15 protein-coding genes are annotated in these 20,821 nt (G+C 71.4%); 2 read left to right on the top strand and 13 right to left on the bottom strand.

The genetic code is table 11. The features are described 5' to 3' along the window. Positions 1 to 2 precede the first annotated feature (2 nt). The 12 genes from OG709_RS26990 to OG709_RS26935 all read right to left on the bottom strand — a co-directional run bounded on the left by OG709_RS26990 (position 3) and on the right by OG709_RS26935 (position 16,521). Complete coding sequence (locus OG709_RS26990; protein WP_329167885.1) at positions 3 to 626, bottom strand: GNAT family N-acetyltransferase; 624 nt, start codon at positions 624 to 626, stop codon at positions 3 to 5. Positions 627 to 714: 88 nt separating this feature from the next. Next, the gene (locus tag OG709_RS26985) at positions 715 to 1,449 is read right to left on the bottom strand and encodes a DUF1684 domain-containing protein (protein WP_250297460.1); all 735 of its coding nucleotides are present in this window, start codon (positions 1,447 to 1,449) and stop codon (positions 715 to 717) included. A gap of 162 nt (positions 1,450 to 1,611) precedes the next feature. Continuing rightward, positions 1,612 to 2,472: a GNAT family N-acetyltransferase gene (locus tag OG709_RS26980; protein WP_250297461.1), complete on the bottom strand. Its 861-nt coding sequence runs from the start codon at positions 2,470 to 2,472 to the stop codon at positions 1,612 to 1,614. Between the two features lie 105 nt (positions 2,473 to 2,577). Beyond that, positions 2,578 to 3,732 carry a flavodoxin-dependent (E)-4-hydroxy-3-methylbut-2-enyl-diphosphate synthase gene (gene ispG, locus OG709_RS26975; protein ID WP_250297462.1) on the bottom strand — a complete coding sequence of 385 codons (1,155 nt, stop codon included), beginning with the start codon at positions 3,730 to 3,732 and terminating at the stop codon, positions 2,578 to 2,580. Between the two features lie 181 nt (positions 3,733 to 3,913). Then, complete coding sequence (locus OG709_RS26970; RefSeq protein ID WP_250297463.1) at positions 3,914 to 5,218, bottom strand: M50 family metallopeptidase; 1,305 nt, start codon at positions 5,216 to 5,218, stop codon at positions 3,914 to 3,916. Beyond that, positions 5,215 to 6,474, bottom strand: a complete 1,260-nt coding sequence (dxr, locus tag OG709_RS26965; protein ID WP_266640498.1) for a 1-deoxy-D-xylulose-5-phosphate reductoisomerase — start codon at positions 6,472 to 6,474, stop codon at positions 5,215 to 5,217. Before dxr ends, OG709_RS26970 begins: the two co-directional genes overlap by 4 nt. A 21-nt stretch (positions 6,475 to 6,495) precedes the next feature. Next, a complete protein-coding gene (locus tag OG709_RS26960) occupies positions 6,496 to 7,272 on the bottom strand; it encodes a hypothetical protein (protein ID WP_250297465.1) in 777 nt (258 codons plus the stop codon). Positions 7,273 to 7,360: 88 nt separating this feature from the next. Further along, entirely contained in the window at positions 7,361 to 8,590 is a 1,230-nt protein-coding gene (gene aroA / locus OG709_RS26955) for a 3-phosphoshikimate 1-carboxyvinyltransferase (protein ID WP_250297467.1), read from the bottom strand. 73 nt (positions 8,591 to 8,663) lie between these two features. Continuing rightward, positions 8,664 to 10,601 carry an acyl-CoA dehydrogenase family protein gene (locus OG709_RS26950; RefSeq protein WP_266640501.1) on the bottom strand — a complete coding sequence of 646 codons (1,938 nt, stop codon included), beginning with the start codon at positions 10,599 to 10,601 and terminating at the stop codon, positions 8,664 to 8,666. A 169-nt stretch (positions 10,602 to 10,770) separates the two neighbouring features. Beyond that, positions 10,771 to 12,216: an aldehyde dehydrogenase family protein gene (locus OG709_RS26945; protein WP_250297470.1), complete on the bottom strand. Its 1,446-nt coding sequence runs from the start codon at positions 12,214 to 12,216 to the stop codon at positions 10,771 to 10,773. A 260-nt stretch (positions 12,217 to 12,476) separates the two neighbouring features. Next, positions 12,477 to 14,045 (bottom strand): PucR family transcriptional regulator, encoded by a 1,569-nt coding sequence (locus OG709_RS26940; RefSeq protein WP_250297471.1) that lies wholly within the window; start codon positions 14,043 to 14,045, stop codon positions 12,477 to 12,479. A 103-nt stretch (positions 14,046 to 14,148) separates the two neighbouring features. Next, the gene (locus OG709_RS26935; protein WP_266640503.1) at positions 14,149 to 16,521 is read right to left on the bottom strand and encodes an ATP/GTP-binding protein; all 2,373 of its coding nucleotides are present in this window, start codon (positions 16,519 to 16,521) and stop codon (positions 14,149 to 14,151) included. A gap of 225 nt (positions 16,522 to 16,746) precedes the next feature. On the opposite strand from OG709_RS26935, the gene gabT reads away from it, so the two are divergent. Together gabT and OG709_RS26925 are read left to right on the top strand one after the other, a co-directional pair. Further along, the gene (gabT, locus tag OG709_RS26930) at positions 16,747 to 18,078 is read left to right on the top strand and encodes a 4-aminobutyrate--2-oxoglutarate transaminase (protein WP_329167880.1); all 1,332 of its coding nucleotides are present in this window, start codon (positions 16,747 to 16,749) and stop codon (positions 18,076 to 18,078) included. A gap of 103 nt (positions 18,079 to 18,181) precedes the next feature. Then, positions 18,182 to 19,012 (top strand): phosphatase PAP2 family protein, encoded by an 831-nt coding sequence (locus tag OG709_RS26925; RefSeq protein WP_329167878.1) that lies wholly within the window; start codon positions 18,182 to 18,184, stop codon positions 19,010 to 19,012. Here OG709_RS26925 and OG709_RS26920 read toward each other — a convergent pair. Continuing rightward, the gene (locus OG709_RS26920; RefSeq protein WP_266640506.1) at positions 18,963 to 20,771 is read right to left on the bottom strand and encodes a chitinase; all 1,809 of its coding nucleotides are present in this window, start codon (positions 20,769 to 20,771) and stop codon (positions 18,963 to 18,965) included. The genes OG709_RS26925 and OG709_RS26920 overlap by 50 nt on opposite strands. Positions 20,772 to 20,821: the final 50 nt, after the last annotated feature.

Genomic DNA, 20,821 nt, shown 5'->3' with positions numbered 1-20,821 from the left:
GGTTAGCCGGGCCCGGTGGGCGGGCGGAAATCGGTCCCGTGGGCGGGACCGGGCCGACCGGGCCTGTTCAGCGGGAGCGGGGCGCCCATCACGGCGTACGGCATCGCCGCGCTCGGGAAGTGGACCCGGCGCGCGAGGTCCCGGTATCCCAGGGTCCGGTAGAGGCTGCGGGCGGGGCTCTCCTTGTCGATCGCCGACAGGATGGAGCGCGGCTGGCCGGCGCTGTCGGTGATCGTGGTGATCAGCCCGCGGCCGATGCCGCGGCCCTGGAAGCCGGGGTGGACGTGCAGTTCGGTGATGACGAAGGCATCGTCGAGCCAGGAGTCGCAGCCGGTGTTGTGCAGGTACGGCTCGACCACCGTGGACCACCAGTGGGAGCGGTCGTTGGGCATCCCGTAGACGAAGCCGACGAGCCGCCCGGTGCGGGTCGTCGCACCCAGGGCACGGGCGCCCGGGTTCTGCAGATGCCGCAGCACGATGTGGCGGCGTACGGAGACCTCGGCCTCGCTCAGCCCGAACGCGAGCGCCTGCACGGCCAGCGCCTCGTCCACGCGCCCGTCGAGATCGACCGGACCGATCCCGACGTCGTCCTGGTTCGGGGGCCGGTCCCCGGGGAAGCGCACCATGACGGGAGACTACCTGGCCCCGGACGGGTCACGCCGGGAGTCCCGGTACTCCCCCGCCGGCCCCGATCGGTGGCTGGTCGGCGAGTGGTCAGTGGGCGGGGAAACCCTCGCGGAAGACGGGAAGCTTCTCGCCCGCCTCGACGGGCAGGTGGAAGCGGTTCTGCCGGGGCGGCATCGGGCAGTTGTACTGGTCGGAGAATCCGCAGGGCGGCACGAAGGCACGGTTGAAGTCGAGGAGCACCTTGCCGTCACCGGTGTGGGTGACGAAGAGGAAGCGCCCGGCTCCGTACGTCGAGTCGCCGTTGGTCGGGTCGCCGAGGACCAGCAGCAGGGTGCCGTCGTCGTCGAAGGCGCTCAGCGTGTACGGCGTGCCGTCGACGGTGAGCACGATGTCGCCCGGGACGACGAGGTCGCGGCTGCCGCCGTTGTCCCTGATGTGCTCGAACCCCACCCGGCGCGCGCCGGGCACCGGGATGTACTCGGCCTCCCGTACCCACTCGGGGTCGTACGGGAAGACGTCGATGTGCTCGAAGTGCCGGACGGCGGGGGAGGCCGCGTCCCAGACGCGCAGTCCGTACTCCGGCTCTCCGCTGACCATGTCGGTGCGCTCGACCGCGGTGACCGTCACGGTCTCCGGCTGTCCTGCCCGGACCGCGTCGAGGTCGGGGCGTTCCCCCGCGGGCAGCCAGCGGGTCTCGACGAGTGCCAGGTTTCCGGTGGGGCCGGTGACGGAGCGGTGCCGTTCCGCACGCCAGGCCTCCCATGCCTGCTCGCCGGAGCCGGCGGGGACAGCGGGTACGGCGGGGACTTCGGGACCGGACATGGCAGCACTCATTCGCTCGGACGCTCGTCGGTTGTCGGTTGTCACACCACGAGGGATCGGACACCGCGTGAGGCTCACACCAAAGGGATTTCTTTATCGACCATAAGGCTCGCTGATGTCAAACGCCGCGAAACGGCCGAACCGCCCCCTGTGGGGCTCGTCTCAGAAGAGCACACTCATGAAGGCGCCGACCTCGCGGAAGCCGACCCGCCGGTAGGCCGCGCGCGCGGCGGAGTTGAAGTCGTTGACGTAGAGACTGACCACGGGGGCGACATCGGCGAGCGCGTACTCCAGCACCGCGGCCATGCCCGTTTCGGAGAGTCCACGGCCGCGGTACTCGGGGGCGACCCAGACACCCTGGATCTGGCAGGCCAGCGAAGTGGCGGCGCCGATCTCGGCCTTGAAGACGACCTTGCCGTCCTCGATGCGGGCGAAGGAGCGGCCGGAGCCCACGAGTTCGGCGACGCGGGCCTGGTAGAGCAGCCCGCCGTCCCCGGCCATAGGTGACACACCGACCTCCTCGGTGAACATGGCCACGCAGGCGGGCATGACCACATCCAGCTCGTCGCGGCGGATCCGGCGGACGAGCGGATCGGGGGCGATGTCGGCCGAGGGCTGTTCGGTGACCATCAGCGGCTGATTGGCGCGGACGTCACGGGCGGGGCCCCAGCTCGGTTCGAGCAGTCGCCAGAGCAGCGCGGTGGGCTCGGCGGGACCGACGATGGAGGAACAGCGGCGGCCGGCCTTCCGGGCCCGGTCCGCGAAGGCGCGTACCGCGTCGGGGCCCGCGCAGATCGGGACGAGGTTGGCGCCGGAGTAACAGAGCGAGCGGAGCCGCCCCTCCGTGTACCAGCCCCACATCTCGCCGCCGAGGCGCCAGGGGTCGAGCCCGGCGACCTGAACGCGGGAGGTCACGAAGGCATTGACGACGGGCTCGCTGTGGAGCAGTGCGAGCGCCGCGTCGAGATCGCTGGGTTCGAGGACCCGGGTGGTGGTCTGCGTCAACACGTGGGGCCTCACCATACTGTCTGCTGATCTCCGCACTGTACCTGGCGTGTCGGCCGGGCGCCGTGCATGGAAGAAGCCCCGTCCACCTGGTGGACGGGGCTTCCCGGGTACGGACCCGGATCAGCTGATGGAGACCTCGGGCTCACCGGAGGGGATGCCGTCCCGCTCCATCTGCTCGGCGATCTTCATGGCCTCTTCGATGAGGGTCTCGACGATCTTCGACTCGGGGACGGTCTTGATGACCTCGCCCTTGACGAAGATCTGGCCCTTGCCGTTGCCGGACGCCACACCCAGATCGGCCTCGCGTGCCTCACCCGGACCATTGACGACACAGCCCATCACGGCCACGCGCAGCGGTACTTCCATGCCCTCCAGGCCTGCGGAGACCTGGTCGGCCAGCTTGTACACGTCCACCTGCGCCCGCCCGCAGGACGGGCAGGAGACGATCTCCAGACGGCGCTGCTTGAGGTTCAGGGACTCCAGGATCTGGATGCCCACCTTGACCTCCTCGGCGGGCGGCGCCGAGAGCGAGACGCGGATCGTGTCGCCGATGCCCTCGCTGAGCAGCGCACCGAACGCGACGGCGGACTTGATGGTGCCCTGGAAGGCCGGACCGGCCTCCGTCACCCCGAGGTGCAGCGGGTAGTCCGACTGCGCGGCGAGCTGCCGGTAGGCGTTGACCATGATCACCGGGTCGTTGTGCTTGACCGAGATCTTGATGTCACGGAAGCCGTGCTCCTCGAAGAGCGACGCCTCCCAGAGCGCCGACTCCACCAGCGCCTCCGGGGTGGCCTTTCCGTACTTCTTCAGCAGCCGCGCGTCCAGGGAGCCCGCGTTGACCCCGATACGGATCGGCGTGCCGGCGTCGGAGGCCGCGTGCGCGATCTCCTTCACCTTGTCGTCGAACTGCTTGATGTTCCCGGGGTTCACCCGCACCGCCGCGCACCCGGCGTCGATCGCCGCGAACACGTACTTCGGCTGGAAGTGGATGTCCGCGATGACGGGGATCTGCGACTTCTTCGCGATCGTGGCCAGGGCGTCCGCGTCGTCCTGTGTGGGGCACGCCACCCGTACGATCTGGCAGCCCGACGCCGTCAGCTCGGCGATCTGCTGGAGCGTCGCCCCGATGTCCGAGGTCCGCGTCGTCGTCATCGACTGCACCGACACCGGTGCGTCCCCGCCGACGGCGACCGTGCCGACCTGGATCTTGCGGCTGACCCTCCGGTCGGCGAGCTTGGTCGGAACGTCCGGCATTCCGAGAGAAATCGCAGTCATGCGCAGTGCATCCCCAAGGGTGGATCGAGGTCCCGGATCACCGGGCTTCGGCCTCCGAGATTACGTCACCCCGGGCGCCACACGAACACCCGCGCCCACGAACCACCCAAAGCGGACGGCCGCACACGGAAGGTGTGCGGCCGTCCCGGAACGTCCGGCCCGGGGCCGTTTCCGACCGGTATCAGGTGATTTTGACCGGGTTGACGATGTCGGCGACCAGGACGAGCAGGGTGAAACAGATGAACACCCCGGCGACGACGTAGGCGACGGGCATCAGCTTCGCCACGTCGAACGGGCCCGGATCCGGCCGCTTGAAGACCTTGGCCAGATTGCGCCGCAGCGCCTCCCACAGGGCCCCCGCGATGTGTCCGCCGTCCAGCGGCAGCAGCGGCAGCATGTTGAAGAGGAACAGCGAGAGGTTGAAACCGGCCAGCAGGAACAGCATCATCGCCAGCTGGTTCTGCGCCGGTACGTGCAGCGTCATCACCTCACCGCCGATCCGGGCCGCGCCGACCACCCCGACCGGGGAGTCCGCCTTGCGCTCGCCGCCGTCGAAGGCCGCGTTCCAGAGGTCCGGGATCTTGGACGGCATGGCGATGATCGAGTCGACGCCGTTCCCGACCATGTCGCCCATGCGGCCCACCGAGGCGCCGAAGGAGAGCGGCTTGATCTCGGTGAGCGCGGCGAAGCCGAGGTACCCGGCCGGAACGTACTTGTCCGGGATCACGTCCCCGTTGGAGTCCTTCTTCGCCACCATGTTCTTGGCCAGGTCGGCGTGCAGGGTCTGCTGCTTGCCGTCGCGTACGACCGTGAGCGTGGCGGGGCCGATGGTGTCGCGGATGTGGTCGGACAGCTCGTTCCAGCTGGAGACCTTCGCGCCGTCGAAGGCGACGATCTTGTCGCCCGCCTTGAGCCCGGCGGCCTTGGCGGGTGAGACCGCGTCCCCCTTCTGGCAGGTCTGGCGCTTCTCGCTCTGCGAGATGACGCACTGCTGGACGCCCGCCACCTTGGTGGTCTGGGTCTCGAAACCGAAGGACATCGCGACCCCGACGAAGATCACGACCGCCAGGATCAGGTTCATGAAGGGGCCCGCGAACATCACGATGACGCGCTTCCACGGCTTGCGCGTGTAGAAGAGCCGCTGCTCGTCGCCCTCCTCCAGCTCCTCGAAGGCCGCGGACCGCGCGTCCTCGACCATGCTGCGCCAGGGGGACGTGGACCGGGACTCGATCCGGCCGTCCGGGCCCGGCGGGAACATGCCGATCATGCGGATGTAGCCGCCGGCCGGGATCGCCTTGACCCCGTACTCCGTGTCGCCCTTCTTCCGCGACCAGATGGTCGGGCCGAAGCCGACCATGTACTGCGGTACGCGGATGCCGAAGAGCTTGGCCGTCGAGAGGTGGCCCAGTTCGTGCCAGGCGATCGAGAAGAGCAGCCCGAACACAAAAATGACGATGCCGATGACCGTCAACAGAATCGTGGTCATGCGCGAGCCTCCGCTGTGGCCTTCTGGGCGAGTTCACGGGACCGGGCGCGTGCCCAGGTCTCCGCATGCAGGACGTCCGCGACCGTGAGAGAAGTTCCCGTACGCGGCTCGCCGTGCTCGGTCACGACCGCGGTGACCGTGTCCATGATCCCGTTGAACGGGAGTTTTCCGGCCAGGAAGGCGTCGACGCATTCCTCGTTCGCCGCGTTGAAGACCGCGGGGGCCGTGCCGCCGAGCGAGCCGACGTGGCGGGCGAGCCCGACGGACGGGAAGGCCTCGGTGTCGAGCGGGAAGAACTCCCAGCTGGACGCCTTGGACCAGTCGAAGGCGGGGGCCGCGTCCGGGACCCGCTGCGGCCAGCCGAGTCCGACGGCGATCGGGCCGCTCATGTCGGGCGGGGTGGCCTGGGCGAGCGTCGAGCCGTCGGTGAACTCCACCATGGAGTGCACGTACGACTGGGGGTGCACGACGACCTCGATACGGTCGAACGGCACGTCGTAGAGCAGGTGCGCCTCGATGACCTCAAGACCCTTGTTGACGAGGGTCGCGGAGTTCACCGTGATCACCGGGCCCATTGCCCAGGTGGGGTGCGCGAGCGCGGCATCGGGTGTGACGTCCGCCAGCTCGGCCCGCGTCCGGCCGCGGAAGGGGCCGCCCGACGCGGTGACGATCAGCTTGCGGACGTCCGCGCGCTTGCCCGCCGCCAGCGCCTGGAAGAGCGCGGCGTGCTCGGAGTCGACCGGGATGATCTGGCCGGGCCTGGCGAGTGCCTTCACCAGCGGGCCGCCGACGATGAGCGACTCCTTGTTGGCGAGGGCGAGCGTACGGCCCGCCCGGAGTGCGGCCAGGGTGGGCGCCAGCCCGATCGATCCGGTGATGCCGTTGAGCACGGTGTGGCAGTCGGACGCCGCGAGTTCGGTGGCGGCCTCGGGTCCGGCGAGGATCTCCGGGAGCGGTTCGGAGCCGTACTCCGCCTCAAGTGCCTCGCGCAGCGCGGGCACGGTGTCCTCGCGGGCGACAGCGACGGTACGGACGCGCAGCCGGCGGGCCTGTTCGGCGAGCAGGGTGACCCGACCGCCGGCGGCGGAGAGCGCCGTCACACGGAAGCGGTCGGGGTTGCGCAGCACCAGGTCGATGGCCTGGGTGCCGATGGACCCGGTCGAGCCGAGGACGACGATGTCCCGGCGTCCTTCGGTGGGGTCGAAGACGATGTGCGGGTCGGCGAGGGTGACGGGGCTGTCGCTCATGCCCCCCATTGTTGCCGCATCTGCTGTGCGTCAGGACAGTGCGCCCCGGTTCGGCCGGGCCGACGGGGTGTCCGGGCCGGTCGCGGCCAGAAACTTCTGCCACTGCTCGTCGACGACGGCCGCCGGCACTCCCCCGTCGTCGTCCGCCGAGCCGCCCCCGGAGCGGAAGGAGAGGGTGGTCGATCCGGACCGTACGACGGTCAGGTACGCGTAGCGCTCCGCCTTCCCCTCGGGTTCGCGGACGGTGAGGCGGAAGGCCTTCGCCTCGTCGCCGATCCGCGGTGACCGGATCGTCTCGGTCCTGAGGTATCCGGCCTCCACGACGGACCGGTCCTCGGTGAAGCCGCCCCTGCACCGGGTGCCCGCCACGGCGAGCGCCTTCATGACCCGGGCGGCGTCCCCGTGTGCGTACGACCGCAGTTGTACGGCGATGTCCTCGCCCAGCAGCCGGCCGGGCCTGCGGAGCTCGCGGTTGACCTCGGCGTGCGGGGCGCCGTAGCGGCTGCCCGCGTCCTTGAGGCTGACGAGGGGCAGGCAGTCGGCGGGCCGGGCGGTGTACTCGTCGCCGAAGGGGGCGCCGAGACCGTACTCGCTCGCGGTGAACGACCCCACGTCCTCGCCCGGCGTGAAAGAGGCGGCGGTGAGCCGGGCCCTGCTGAGCGGGCCGGGCACACCGGCGGGCTTCGCGGCGGCCGACTTCGCGTCCTTGCGGTCCTGGCCGCCGCAGGCCACCGCGCCCGCGCACAGGACGGTGATGAGCGCGGCAGCAGCCGCGCGGCACCACTGCCGGGTCTCCGTCTGGTACATCGTCACCCCTTGCTTCCGATCAAGGTCCGATTCTCGGGCACGGAAGTGCTCCGGGTCCGGCCGATCGGGCAATCGGCACCCGCTCCCCTCACCAGGTGCGCTGAAGCTCCGCGAACGCCTCGTGGAAACCGGGGAACGTCTTCCGTACGCAGCCGGGGTCGTCGAAGGTGATGCCCGGTGTACCCAGGCCGGTGACCGCGAACGACATCACGATGCGGTGGTCGCCGTGCGTGGTGATCCGGGCGGGGCGGGGCGCACCCGGCCGGATCTCGATCCAGTCCGGCCCGGTGGCGACGTCGATGCCGAGCGCGCGGAGGTTCTGCGCGCACGCCTCCAGCCGGTCGCACTCCTTCACCCGGGTGTTGCCGACGTCCTCGATCCGGACCGGGGACGCCGCGTAGGGGGCGATGGCGGCCAGCGTCGGCATGGTGTCGGAGATGTCGCGCATGGTGACCGTGAGCCCGCCGAGGCGGTCGGGGCCGGTGACGGTGGTTCCCGTCCCGGTCGTCCGGACGTCGGCGCCCATCCGCCGCAGCACGTCCACGAACCGCAGATCGCCCTGGAGCGCGCCGGTGCCGAGGCCGGGGACGGTGACGCTGCGCCCGGTGACGGCCGCCGCGGCGAAGAAGTAGCTCGCGGTGGAGGCGTCCGGCTCGACGGCGTACTCGGTGGCCCGGTAGCCGCCGGGCGGAACCGTGAACACCTGGCCCTCGCGGACCACTTCGACGCCGAAGCTGCGCATCATCGCGAGGGTGATCTCGATGTACGGGGCGGAGACGAGGTCCGTGACGGTGATGCGCAGACCCGTTTCGGTGAGCGGTCCGAGCATCAGCAGCGCGGTGAGGTACTGGGACGACTGGCCCGCATCGAGGGTGAGTTCCCCGCCCTTGATGCCCGTCGCGTCGATCCGCAGCGGGTGGTGCCCCTCGGCCTCCTCGTGCACCAGGTCGACGCCCAGCTCCTGGAGGGCGCGGGTGAGCGGGGCGAGCGGGCGGCGGCGCATCTGCGGTGACGCGTCGAAGCGGTAGACGCCGCGGCCCGCACTCGCGAGGGTGGGCAGGAAGCGGGCCGTGGTGGCGCCGTCCCGGCAGTACACCTGCGCCTCGGCCACCGCGGGGCCTTCGGGGCGGCCCTCGACGCGCCAGGCGTCCGGGCCGCGGTCCACCTGGTAGCCGAGTGCGGTCAGTCCCCCGGCGAACCCCTCGGTGTCGTCGGAGACGAGGGGGCGCAGCAGGGTGGTGGTGCCTTCGGCCGCCGCGGCCAGGAACAGGGCGCGGGCGGTGACGGACTTGGAGCCGGGGATTTCGATCACGGTCACGGACGGACATTCTGCCGTGCGTGCGCGCCGGGCGCCGGGGCGGTCCGGACAGTGGACCGCCCCGGGCAGGGGGTCAGCGGATTCTGCGGTGGACGTTGTCCGTCGTGGACGGTCCCGGGGTCGCGTCGGCGATCCAGGGGCCTTCGCCGGAGGGGTCGACGATGCCCTGTTCCAGCCAGGTGTACGTACCGGACAGGACCCCCGAGACCACCGTGCGGTCCAGGTCGTCGGTGTTGCTCCAGAGCCGGGTGAAGAGTTCGTCCACCCGGATGCGGGCCTGGCGGCAGAAGACGTCGGCCAGTTGGTACGCCTCGCGCCCGTGGTCGTCCGACGAGCGCAGGAGTTCGGCCCGTACGCAGGCCGCGCTCATCGCGAAGAGTTCCGCGCCGATGTCGACGATGCGGCCCAGGAAGCCCTGCTTGGTCTCCATCTTTCCCTGCCAGCGCGACATGGCGTAGAAGGTCGAGCGGGCCAGCTTGCGGGCAGAGCGTTCGACGTGGCGCAGGTGTACGGAGAGGTCCGGGTGGCCGTGCGGGTGGAACGCGGCGTACGCGCCGGGGAGCTGTCCCGGGCCCGCGACCAGCTTCGGCAGCCAGCGGGCGTAGAACGCGGTGGCCTGTCCGCCCGCCCGTGCCTTGTCCTTCAGCGAGGCGTCGGGGTCGATCAGGTCGCCCGCGACCGAGAGGTGGGCGTCGACGGCCTCCCGGGCGATCAGCAGGTGCATGATCTCCGTCGAGCCCTCGAAGATGCGGTTGATGCGCATGTCCCTGAGCATCTGCTCGGCGGGGACGGGCCGTTCGCCGCGGGCCGCGAGGGAGTCCGCGGTCTCGAAGCCCCGGCCGCCGCGGATCTGGACCAGTTCGTCCGCCATCCGCCAGCCCATCTCGGAGCCGTAGAGCTTGGCGAGCGCGGCTTCGATGCGGATGTCGTTGCGGTCCTCGTCGGCCATCTGGGAGGAGAGGTCGACGACTGCTTCGAGGGCGAAGGTGGTCGCGGCGATGAAGGAGATCTTGGCGCCGACCGCCTCGTGGCGGGCCACGGGCCTGCCCCACTGTTCCCGCTCGGCCGACCACTCGCGGGCGATTTTCAGACACCATTTGCCGGCGCCCACGCACATCGCGGGAAGCGAGAGGCGCCCGGTGTTGAGGGTGGTGAGGGCGATCTTGAGACCGGCGCCCTCCGGGCCGATGCGGTTCGCGGCGGGGACCCGGACCTGGTGGAACCGGGTCACGCCGTTCTCCAGGCCGCGCAGGCCCATGAAGGCGTTGCGGTGCTCGACGGTGATGCCCGGGGAGTCCGCCTCGACGATGAAGGCGGTGATGCCGCCCTTGCGGTCCGCGGTCCTCGGGACCCGGGCCATCACGACGAGCAGATCCGCGACGACACCGTTGGTCGTCCAGAGCTTCACCCCGTCGAGGACGTACGTGTCGCCGTCCGGGACCGCCGAGGTCGCCAGGCGGGCCGGGTCGGAGCCGACGTCCGGCTCGGTGAGCAGGAACGCCGAGATGTCGGTGCGGGCCAGCCTCGGCAGGAAGGTGTCCTTCTGCTCCTGGGTGCCGAACTGCTTCAGCGGCTGCGGGACACCGATGGACTGGTGCGCGGAGAGCAGCGCGCCGACGGCCGGGCTGGCCGAACCGATCAGGGACAGTGCCCGGTTGTAGTACACCTGCGTGAGGCCGAGACCGCCGTACTTGGTGTCGATCTTCATGCCGAGCGCGCCGAGCTTCTTGAGCCCGTCGACCGTCTCGTCGGGGATCCGCGCCTCGCGTTCGATCAGCGCGCCGTCGATCCGCGTCTCGCAGAAGACGCGGAGCTTCGCCAGGAAGGCCTCGCCGCGCCGGGCGGCCTCCGCGTCGGGCAGCGGATGGGGATGGATCAGGTCGAGGCGGAAGCGGCCGAGGAACAGCTCCTTGGCGAAGGACGGCTTGTGCCAGTCCTGCTCCCGCGCGGCCTCGGCGACCTGGCGCGCTTCACGCTCGGTGACCCGGGGCTTGTCGAGTGGTGCGGTCATGAGGGGTACTCCTCACCGCGGATGTGGGGTGGACACACCTGCCTGCGACCAGGGTGGTGCTACTCGTCCGTATCTACCCCATTCCTGCCACTGCGGCCACCCCTCGCGCGTACGAGGGGTGGCCGGGCCGGGAACAGCTGCGTCCGTTCAGGTCACGCGGTCACTACGGTCACAGCGAGACGCCCGTGAAGACCATGACCCGCTCGTAGGTGTAGTCCTCCATGGCGAAGCGCACGCCCTCGCGGCCGACGCCGGACTGCTTGGCACCGCCGTAGGGCATCTGGTCCGCGCGGTACGACGGGACGTCGCCGACGATCACGCCGCCGACCTCCAGGGCGCTGTGGGCGCGGAACGCCGCCTGCACGTCGTGCGTGAACACGCCCGCCTGCAGGCCGTACTTGGAGTCGTTGACGGCGGCGAACGCCGCTTCCTCCCCGTCGACCCTGGTGAGGGTCATGACGGGGCCGAAGATCTCCTCGCGGGCGACCGTGGTGTCCGCCGGTACGTCGGCGAGCACGGTCGGCGCGTAGGCGGCGCCGTCGCGGGTACCGCCGGCGAGCAGCTGGGCGCCCGCCTTCACGGCCTCGTCCACCCAGGTCTCGACGCGCCTGGCCGCGTCCTCGCTGACCAGCGGGCCGACGTCGGTGGCGGCGTCCGCGGGGTCGCCGGTGCCCTGCGCGGCCACGGCCGCGACGATCTTCGGGACGAGCCGGTCGTACACCGAGGCGTCGGCGATCACCCGCTGCACCGAGATGCAGGACTGGCCGCCCTGGTAGTTCGAGAAGGTGGCGATCCGGGACGCGGCCTGGTCGAGGTCCTTCTCGGAGGCGTAGTCGGCGAGGACGACGGCCGCGCCGTTGCCGCCGAGTTCCAGCGTGATGTGCTTGCGCGGAACCGAATCCATGATCGCGTAGCCGACCTTGTCGGAACCCGTGAAGGAGATGACCGGGAGCCGCTCGTCCTGGACGAGGGCGGGCATCCGGTCGTTGCTCACCGGGAGGACCGACCAGGAGCCCGCGGGCAGCTCGGTCTCGGCCAGCAGCTCGCCGAGCACGAGTCCCGACAGGGGCGTCGCCGGGGCGGGCTTGAGGATGATCGGCGCGCCGACCGCGATCGCCGGGGCGATCTTGTGGGCGCACAGGTTGAGCGGGAAGTTGAACGGCGCGATGCCGAGGACCGCACCACGGGGGAAGCGGCGCGTCAGCGCGAGGCGGCCCACGCCACCGGCGTCGGTGTCCAGGCGCTGTGCCTCGCCGCCGTTGTAGCGGCGGGCCTCCTCGGCGGCGAACCGGAACACCGAGACGGCCCGGCCGACCTCGCCGCGGGCCCACTTGATGGGCTTGCCGTTCTCGGCCGTGATCAGCTGCGCGATCTCCTCGGTGCGCTCGACCAGGCGGCGCGAGACGTGGTCGAGGGCGGCGGCGCGTACGTGCGCGGGGGTCGCCGCGAATGCGTCGCGGACCGCGTGGGCGGCGGCGACGGCCTCCTCGACCTGGGCGTCGGTCGGAACGGCGACCGTGCCGACGGTCCGGCCGTCCCAGGGTGAGGTGACGTCGAAGGTGTCCTCGCCGGTGGCCTGGCGGCCGGCGAGCCAGAAGGCATGGGTGGAAGTCATGAGATTCCGGCCCTTCCGTGGTGGTGGGTGGTTGATTCCAACGGTAGGGGTACCGGAGCGGCGTTGTGTTTGTCCGGGGTGGAGTGGTGGGGGCGGTGCGGGGTGACGGAATGTCGCGTGACAGGGCGGGGCGGTGAGTTGCGCCCCGCCCCGTCACCACGGACCGTTCCCCGATCGCGGGTCCGCCGCCTCCTGCCTGGTCACGGCTCGGCCGGTCGCGGGTCGGCCGGGCACGAGTCGGCCGGGCACGGCACCGCTGGTCACGGCATGCTGGTCGCCTTCAGCGCCAGCCACAGCTCCATGCGTACGTCCGGATCGTCCAGCGACCGCCCCAGGATCTCCTCCACACGCCGCATCCGGTAGCGCAGCGTGTGGCGGTGCACCCCGAGGTTCGCCGCCGCCGCGTCCCACTGGCCGTGGTGGGCGAGCCAGGCGCGCAGGGACGCCACCAGGTCGCCGCGGCCGGTCGCGTCGTGCTCGTGCAGCGGCCTCAGCATCCCGTCGGCGAACGCCCGTACCGCGTCGTCCGCGAGCAGCGGGACCACCGAACCGGCCGCCAGGTCCTCGTGCTCGACCAGGACCCGGCCCCGGCGGCGGGCGACCGAGAGCGCCTGTTCGGCCTGGCGGTACGCGGAAGCCGCGGCGATCGTGCCGGCCGGGGCCGACTGGCCGACGACCACCTCGCTCTCCTCGCCCGTGGGGACCGGGGGCTCCACACGAGCGCGGTCGGCCTCCAGCCCGCGGGCGTACGCCGTGCAGGCCGTGACCGCCGCTCCCGCGTCGGCGGCCAGCACGACCAGCCGTTCGCCCTCGGGGACCACGAGCACCATCTCGCCCGCGCGGGACGCACCGGACTCCAGGGCCTCGGCCAGTTCGTGGAGAGCGGTCGGTGCGCCCTCGGCGATGAGGAGTCGGTACGGAGCGTCCAGCAGACCGTTGTAGAGGTCCCCGGCGACCGTCCGCGCGTGGTCGGGCTCCCCGGCCAGCAGCATCCGGAGCACCGCCGCACCCAGCCGCTGCTCGGCCGCGCGCAGTGCACGCGAGCGCTCCGTGGTCAGGGTGAGCAGGGCGACCGCGGAGTGCACGGCGTACCGCTCGGCGGTGCCCAGGGGCGCGCCCGTGCCCACGGCGAGCGCGCCGTGCGGGCGGCGGCCGGTGCCGAGGGACTGGAGTTCGACGCGGTCGTCCGAGCCTCCGACGACGGCGCTCGCCGGGGCCGGGCGCCCGCCGAGCCGCGCCACGTCGGGGGTGAGCCGGGCGGCCCGGCGGGCGGCCCACTCCGGGGCGGCGGCCACGACGGCTCCGGACGCGTCGTACAGCGCGGCCCAGCCGTTCACGTGCGAGGCGAGCCGCGCCAGCAGGTCGCCGGGGCCGTCGCCGCCCAGCGCGGCCCGGGTCAGCTCGCGCTGGGCCTCGAAACCCGCGGTCACCGAGCGGTACTGGTCGGCCGCGATGGCCGCCGAGACCGCCTTGCTGATGGCCAGGAACGGCGTACGGCGGGGCACCTCCAGGAGGGGCAGGCCCTCCTCCTCGGCCGCGGTGACCAGAGTTGCCGGGATGTCCTCGTAGTGGACGCCCACCGCGAAGCCGAGCCCGACCACTCCGGCCTTGGCGAGCCGTCGTACGTACCGCCGCATCGCCTCCGGGTCCTCGGTGTCCAGCGTCATGGCGGTGATGAGGAGGAGCTCACCGCCCTCCATGTACGGAACGGGGTCGGCGAGCTCGCTCACATGGGCCCAGCGCACCGGCGTGTCCAGGCGGCCCTCCCCCGCTCGCACGGTCAGTTTGAGCGTGGAGTGGTGGACGAGCGAGGCGAGCGTGGGCGGCATGGCAGGACCGTAGGACCTTCGGCTGAAGAACGGGTGAGAAGTGCGCCGTCCCGTATGAACGGCTCCCCCGATTCTGCCAGGGCGTACGAGTCGCTGTACCGGATCAGCCGCGCAGATCCACCAGGAGCGGTGGCGCGTGTTCGCCGCGCACCGTGGTCAGGGACAGCACCGCGTGGCTCGCGGGCACGGAATGTGCCAGGTCGGAGGCCGACCACCGCTCGCGCTCGACCTTCCGTACCGTCACCGCGTCCGTCGTCACCGCCTTCCCTGTGACAAGTTTCCTGAACGAGTGGATGGCCCGGGTCAGCGGCTGATCTGCGAAGACCGTGCGCTGGGTGACGTCCCTGGTCTCCACCCACTCGGTGCCCCACGCCTCCGCGAACGACCGGCCCTCCCAGGTGGTCACACCGGAGAAGGCCATCCGGCAGCCGACGGCCCCGAGCAGCGCGGTGTGCAGTTCCTCCGGGACGTCGCTGAGGCTGCGCAGGGTGAGTACCGCCCCGGCGTGGGCGGAGCGCAGCCGCTGGACGGAGCGGACCGAGTCGGCGGTGACGGTACGGGTCGCGTCGTCGAGGACGAGGCAGGCGAAGAGCGAGCGGTCGGCGCGGACCGACGCGCTCGCGGTGAACTGGGCGAGCACCAGCCGTGCGAGCACCCGCGAGGCCTCGGCGTGGCCGCGCTCGGGCAGGTCGATCCGGACCCGGACGGGGTGTTCCAGGGAACGCAGCGAGAAGGGCCTGGACCTGCCGTCGGTGTCGAAGAACCCGGCGAAAGCGGGCCGGTCGAGGGTGGCGACCCGGTCGGCGAGCGCGGGTCCGGGATCGCCGGGCGCTCCGGACTGCCGGGCGCGGGCGTCGAGTTCGCGCTGGAGGCCGAAGTGGCCGCCCGCGTCGAGCGCCTCGCGCAGGGTGGCGAGCGCCGCGGGCACTCCGTCGAGGAGCTCGCGCAGCTCGGGCACGGAGGGGAAGTGGCCGTGGGCCGCGCGGTAGGGGCCGAGCAGCTGGGCGAGCGCGGTGGACGCGCGCCTGCTGTCCACCTCGGGGAGGTCGCCGGTGAAGGCCTCGGCGAGTACGGCCGCGGCCTCGTCGGGGTCGGTGGTGCCGCCGTAGAGGTCGAAGTCGTACACGGAGGCGGGGTCGCCGAACTTGACCACCACGTCGTACGCGTCGTCGGGCCCGAGCTGGGTGCCCGCCGCGGCGACGACGATGACGGCGGCCTGGCCCGCGAGCGCCTGGAGGGCCAGCGATTCGACCACGGGCCGCACCAGATGGCGGGTCTTCCCGGTGCCGGGCGGGCCGACGGCCAGCAGCGAGGTGCCGAGCAGTTCGGGGTCGAGGGCGAGTCCGGTGCCGCGCCTGGCGTACGGATTGCGCTCGCCGGGCTCGACCGTGCCGAGCCTGACCTGGCGTTCGAACAGATCGTGCCGGGCCGCGCGCACCGGCAGGTCACGGGCGCCGGAGGGGTGCACACAGGCCGCCGAGCCCATCCTGCGCACCGCGTCGGTGAAGGATTCGAGCCGGGAGGGATCCGCCTGCACGGAGCGCCAGGCCCGGCGGACCCGGGTGTAGTCGACGTCGTTCATCCGCCCGGAGCGCACCTCGTCGGAGAGCCGGTCGGCGAGTTCGACGAGGCCCTGGGCCCGCAACTCCGGCCAGTCGGCCGGGCCGGTGGCAGGTGCGTCCGGCGCGGCGCGGTGCGCGGTCGCGGCGTGCGGCGGCGCGGGGCGGTCCTGCGGGTGGCGGGCGGCCCGCAGCAGCGAACCCCAGCGGCCGAGCCTGGCGAACGGCCAGGCAATGGCGAGTGTGATCAGCGCGTACACCGTGTACGCCACGGCCGCCGCCGCGACCGGGTCGCCGCCGCCGGTCAGCCAGGGCCGCGGCAGCAGCATGAAGACCAGGTCGAGACCGGGCAGGGTGCCCGCCCAGACGAACATCCAGACGACGAACCCGACGGCCGCCGCGGCCACCGCGCGGACGCGCGGCCCCCGGCCGTCGACGGTGCGCTCGAAGAGCGCGCGCCAGTTCCCCAGGCGGCCGAATCCGTAGAGCAGCGCACCGGCGATCAGGAACCGGTAGAACTCCAGGGCCCGGACGGCACCCTCCGGCGCGGGTTCGCCCATCCGCTGGCGGCTCCACCAGTCGCCGGGGGTGAAGAGTTCCAGCGGGATGCGCCAGTACGGGATGTAGCCGTTGCGCCACAACGACCAGACCAGCACACAGGCCAGCAGCGAGATCACCGCGCCGCTGACCAGGGTGCGGCCGGGGACGTGTGCGGACTCCGGCGGGCGCTCCACGTGTCCGTACGCCCAGACGCCCGGCCCCGCGTGGTGGCGCGGGGCGTCCAGCCACTCGGTGAGCACCGGGCCGGTCGCGGGTGCGTAGGTCGGCGCGGGCGGGACCACGGGCGGCCCGGCAGGACGCGGTAAGGGGGTGGCCCCCCGGGTGCCGCGTGCGTCGTACGTGCCTTCGGTGTCCATGACCCCTGCCCCCTGTACCAGCCAGGTCTGCCCTGTGCGGTGCGCCTCGATCTCGCGCCTCAATCTAGTGCCACGTGCCCACTGCCGGGCGCCGTCACGCGCCTATGTCCGTCACGGACAACGACACGCCCCGATCACTCCCGAACGGAGCATGCCGCGGCCCGGAGCGCACCCCTAGCCTGCTGAAAAGAGGAAGCGTCCGATTTCGTCCCACAGGAGCCCCCCATGTCCGCTCTCCCGCAGGAGCGCCGCGTCGTCACCGCCATCCCCGGCCCGAAGTCGCAGGAGCTGCAGGTCCGTCGCAACGCCGCGGTCGCCGCGGGTGTCGGCTCCGTGCTGCCGGCCTTCACGACCCGCGCGGGCGGCGGCATCATCGAGGACGTCGACGGCAACCGGCTGATCGACTTCGGTTCCGGCATCGCCGTGACCTCGGTCGGCGCGTCCGCCGAGGCCGTGGTGCGCCGGGCGTCCGCGCAGCTCGCCGACTTCACCCACAGCTGTTTCATGGTCACGCCGTACGAGGGGTACGTCGAGGTCTGCGAGCAGCTCGCCGAGCTGACCCCCGGCGACCACGCCAAGAAGTCGGCGCTCTTCAACTCCGGCGCCGAGGCCGTCGAGAACGCGGTGAAGATCGCCCGCGCGTACACCAAGCGGCAGGCCGTCGTGGTCTTCGACCACGGCTACCACGGCCGTACGAACCTCACGATGGCGCTGACCGCCAAGAACATGCCGTACAAGAACGGCTTCGGCCCGTTCGCGCCCGAGGTCTACCGGGTGCCCGTGGCGTACGCCTACCGCTGGCCGACCGGCCCGGAGAACGCCGGAGCCGAGGCCTCCGCCCAGGCCATCGACATGATCAAGAAGCAGATCGGCGCGGACAACGTCGCCGCGATCATCATCGAGCCGGTGCTCGGCGAGGGCGGCTTCATCGAGCCCGCGAAGGGCTTCCTGCCCGCCGTCGCGCAGTTCGCCAAGGACAACGGCATCGTCTTCGTGGCCGACGAGATCCAGTCCGGTTTCTGCCGTACGGGCCAGTGGTTCGCGTGCGAGGACGAGGGCATCGTCCCGGACCTGATCACCACCGCCAAGGGCATCGCGGGCGGGCTGCCGCTCTCCGCGGTGACCGGCCGCGCCGAGATGATGGACGCCGCGCACTCCGGCGGCCTGGGCGGTACGTACGGCGGCAACCCGGTGGCCTGCGCCGCGGCTCTCGGCGCCATCGAGACGATGCGGGAGCTCGACCTCAACGCGAAGGCGAAGCGCATCGAGGAGGTCATGAAGACCCGCCTGGCGGCCGTTCAGGAGAAGTACGACATCGTCGGCGACATCCGCGGCCGTGGCGCGATGATCGCGATCGAGCTGGTCAAGTCCGGCACCAAGGACCCGAACCCGGAGGCGACCGCAGCTTTGGCCAAGGCTTGCCACTCCGTGGGACTGCTGGTCCTGACCTGTGGCACCTACGGGAACGTGCTGCGTTTCCTGCCGCCCCTGGTCATCGGTGAGGACCTGCTGAACGAGGGTCTCGACTTGCTGGAACAGGCCTTCGCAGGCGTGTGACCTCCGGCTACAGTCGGGCACTGTGAAGAACGTGTGGGGGGCCGATGGCGGGATGGAGTTCCGTCTGTCGGCCCCCGGGGCATCTGCCGTACGGTTGCGGCAGATGAGAGAAACACCCCGCTCACAGGTGACTGTGAGCGATTCCAGGCAAGGGCCTCCCCAGCTCACGCCTGGCTGTGCCTTCGCGCACACCACCGGAGCTTCGGACTCCGGGTCTCCTCACCGATCGGATGGCCGCTCGCCCCACACCCCCCGGGGCGCGCGGCACACCGGTCCTGGCGGCCGCCCCGGAACTACCCCCCCTGTTCCCGGGCGGCCGGCTTCCCTTCCTCCCCGGACCCCGCTGCGGCGTGTGCTGTTCTCCGCGCTCGGCTGTGCGGTCCTCTTCGCGCTGATCACCTGGCAGGTCATGTCCACGGGGCCGCTGCTGCAGCTGGACGTGCGCGTCGACCACCAGCTGGTCGGCACCGGCCCCGGTCGGCTGAGCGCGTACCTCTCGGACCTGGGCAACGCGCAGGTCGCCGTGGTGGTCCTGGTGGCCGCGATGGCGTACGCGCTGTGGCGCGGCAGCCGTTTCGACGTGCTGGCCGCCGGGCTGGCGATGGCCGCGGTGCCCGCCCTGGTGGTCCCGCTGAAGCTCTGGGTGGCGCGGCCGGGACCGCTCGACCCGTCCACCGGGTACTTCCCCTCGGGTCACACGGCGACCGCGATGGTCGCGTACGGCGGAGCGGCCCTGCTGCTGACGCCGTACACGCGGCGGAACTGGCCGGTACCCGCCGCCGTCGTCCTGACGCTGGCGACGAGTACCGGTCTGGTGCTGCACGGCTACCACTGGCCGCTGGACGTGGTGGCCAGTTGGTGCCTGTGCGGTGCGCTGCTGCTGATCAGCTCCACGGGTATGCGTCGAAGTTCTTCGAGAACTCCTCCTTGTTGAACAGGTCCCAGTTGATGGACCAGGTCATCAGGCCGCGCAGGTCCGGCCAGCTGCCGTGGGTGGCGTAGGAACCGCAGTCGGTCTTCTTCGTCAGGCAGTTGAGCGTCTTGTTCACATCGGCCGTCGAGGTGAAGCCGTTGCCCGCGTTGGTCGAGGCCGGAAGACCGATGGCCACCTGGTCCGGGCGGAGCGGGGCGAAGATCTTCGTCTGGTCGCCGGCCACCGGGAAGCCGGTGAGCAGCATGTCGGTCATGGCGATGTGGAAGTCCGAGCCGCCCATGGAGTGGTACTGGTTGTCGAGGCCCATGATCGAGCCCGAGTTGTAGTCCTGGACGTGCAGCAGGGTCAGGTCGTCGCGCAGCGCGTTGATCACCGGCAGGTAGGCGCCGGCCCTCGGGTCCTGTCCGCCGAAGGGGCCCGAGCCGTAGTACTGGTACCCGAGCTGGACGAAGAAGGTCTCCGGCGCCATGGTCAGGACGAACGTGTCGCCGTACTTCGCCTTGAGCGTCTTCAGCGCGGAGATCAGGTTGACGACGACCGGGGTGGTCGGGTTGCGGAAGTCGGTGTCGCCGGTGTCCAGGGAGAGCGAGTGGCCCTCGAAGTCGATGTCCAGGCCGTCGAGTCCGTAGTCGTCGATGATCTTCGAGACGGAGGAGACGAAGGTGTCGCGGGCGGCGGTGGTGGTGAGCTGCACCTGGCCGTTCTGGCCGCCGATGGAGATCAGCACCTTCTTGCCCGCCGCCTGTTTGGCCTTGATGGCGGCCTTGAAGGCGTCCGCCGACTCGACACCGGGGCACTCGGTGACCGGGCACAGGTTGAAGCGGATGTCGCCGGAGGTGGGCGACGTCGGTTCGCCGAAGGCCAGGTCGATCACGTCCCAGGAGTCCGGGACGTCGGCCATCTTCGTGTAGCCGGAACCGTTGGCGAAGCTGGAGTGGAGATAGCCGACCAGCGCGTGCGCGGGCAGCGCCCCCGCGCCGGTGCCGCCTCCGCCCGTCGCGCCGGTGGTGGCGGTGACGGCCGCCGACTTCGACGACTCGCCCGCGGAGTTGGTCGCGGTGACCTGGAAGTTGTACGCGGTCTGCGCGGTGAGCCCGCTCACGGTGGCCGAAGTGCCGCTCACCGAGAGGGCCTTGGCGCCGTCGCGGTAGACCGTGTAGCCGGTCGCCCCGGGCACCGCGTTCCAGGAGAGGCCGACACCGGTGGCGGTGACGGTGCCGGTCCTGAGCCCGTCGGGAGCGGCCGGGAGCTGTACGGCGGGACCGCCGGGGCCGACCAGGCTGACGTCGTCAGCGTAGTAGGCGGGGGTGCCGTACCAGCCGTGCGTGTAGATCTGCACCGATGTGGTGCTCGCGCCGGTCTTGAAGGTGGTCTTGAGCTGTTGCCAGCTGCCCGCCGACTGGGTCCAGGTGGAGACGTCGGTGGTTCCGGTGCCGGAGGCGCCGAGATAGACGTAGCTCCCCTGCACCCAGGCGCTGAGTGTGTACGTCGAGTCGGGCGCGACCGTGACGGTCTGTGCGCACTGGGCGTCGTCCCCACCGGCCGGGGTCGCCTTGAGGGCCGAACTGCCGCCGTGCACGGGCGAGCTCACGGCGGCGCCGCTGCCCGCCGTACAGCTCCAGCCGTCCAGGCCGGACTCGAAACCGCCGTTCCCGGCGAGTTCCGAGTCGGCCGCGTGGGAGACCTGGGCCGTCGCGACGAGTCCGCCCGCCGCGAGCGCGGCCGTGGCGAGCACGGCCAGGAGTCTTGAGCGTTCCACAACTGCCTCCGGACATGGGGGGATTGATGTGGTGAAGCGCGCTCAACATG

The sequence above is a fragment of the Streptomyces sp. NBC_01267 genome, assembly GCF_036241575.1.
In the GTDB taxonomy this organism is placed as follows: domain Bacteria; phylum Actinomycetota; class Actinomycetes; order Streptomycetales; family Streptomycetaceae; genus Streptomyces.
The sequence above is the reverse complement of the archived record's forward strand: the minus strand, read 5'-3'. Positions and strand labels throughout refer to the sequence as shown.

Coding starts and splice junctions, on each gene's coding strand:
- OG709_RS26990 (WP_329167885.1), bottom strand. CDS start 626: ATGGTGCGCTTCCCCGGGGACCGGCCCCCGAACCAGGACGACGTCGGG.
- OG709_RS26985 (WP_250297460.1), bottom strand. CDS start 1,449: ATGTCCGGTCCCGAAGTCCCCGCCGTACCCGCTGTCCCCGCCGGCTCC.
- OG709_RS26980 (WP_250297461.1), bottom strand. CDS start 2,472: ATGGTGAGGCCCCACGTGTTGACGCAGACCACCACCCGGGTCCTCGAA.
- ispG (WP_250297462.1), bottom strand. CDS start 3,732: ATGACTGCGATTTCTCTCGGAATGCCGGACGTTCCGACCAAGCTCGCC.
- OG709_RS26970 (WP_250297463.1), bottom strand. CDS start 5,218: ATGACCACGATTCTGTTGACGGTCATCGGCATCGTCATTTTTGTGTTC.
- dxr (WP_266640498.1), bottom strand. CDS start 6,474: ATGGGGGGCATGAGCGACAGCCCCGTCACCCTCGCCGACCCGCACATC.
- OG709_RS26960 (WP_250297465.1), bottom strand. CDS start 7,272: ATGTACCAGACGGAGACCCGGCAGTGGTGCCGCGCGGCTGCTGCCGCG.
- OG709_RS26950 (WP_266640501.1), bottom strand. CDS start 10,601: ATGACCGCACCACTCGACAAGCCCCGGGTCACCGAGCGTGAAGCGCGC.
- OG709_RS26945 (WP_250297470.1), bottom strand. CDS start 12,216: ATGACTTCCACCCATGCCTTCTGGCTCGCCGGCCGCCAGGCCACCGGC.
- OG709_RS26940 (WP_250297471.1), bottom strand. CDS start 14,045: ATGCCGCCCACGCTCGCCTCGCTCGTCCACCACTCCACGCTCAAACTG.
- OG709_RS26935 (WP_266640503.1), bottom strand. CDS start 16,521: ATGGACACCGAAGGCACGTACGACGCACGCGGCACCCGGGGGGCCACC.
- gabT (WP_329167880.1), top strand. CDS start 16,747: ATGTCCGCTCTCCCGCAGGAGCGCCGCGTCGTCACCGCCATCCCCGGC.
- OG709_RS26925 (WP_329167878.1), top strand. CDS start 18,182: ATGAGAGAAACACCCCGCTCACAGGTGACTGTGAGCGATTCCAGGCAA.